Below are 499 nucleotides of genomic sequence, written 5' to 3'. Positions count from 1 at the left end.
GGTCGGGCCTTGATACACGTCGTTGCCGACGGCTACGTCCAGTGCTCCCGAGCTTGCGCCCGCCGCGATGGTGATCGTTTTACCGCTTTCCAGCGTGACAGTGACCGGACCGTTCTGCGCGGTGACCGGATTGCCGTTGGCATCGGTCAACGTGGCGGTGTAAGTGATGGTGCCGTTTTCGTTCACGGTTGGCGTGGCGGTCAAGGTCACCGTGGTGGTGTCGTTGACGTCGCTGACGATGGTGCTGACCGGCGCGGTGTTCGGTGCAATCGCTTCCAGATTGCCGCCGGATGCCGAAGCAATCGACTCGGTGACGGTCGTTGGGCCTTGGTAAACATCGTTACCCACAGCGACATCTAGCACGCCGGAGCTTGCGCCCGCGGCGATGGTGATGGTCTTGCCGCTGTCGAGCGTGACAGTGACCGGACCATTTTGCGCGGTGACCGGATTGCCGTTGGCGTCGGTCAGGGTCGCGGTGTAGGTGATGGTGCCGTTTTCA

Annotated in this window: 1 protein-coding gene; it reads right to left on the bottom strand. The window is 62.3% G+C overall.

From position 1 onward, the window contains the following. Window positions 1-499: immunoglobulin-like domain-containing protein (locus V7773_RS30250; protein ID WP_336076501.1), on the bottom strand; the 499-nt coding region annotated here is incomplete at both ends.

Source organism: Pseudomonas sp. 3JA (assembly GCF_036961705.1).
GTDB lineage: Bacteria > Pseudomonadota > Gammaproteobacteria > Pseudomonadales > Pseudomonadaceae > Aquipseudomonas > Aquipseudomonas fluorescens_Q.
This window is presented reverse-complemented; position numbering and strand designations above follow the sequence as displayed.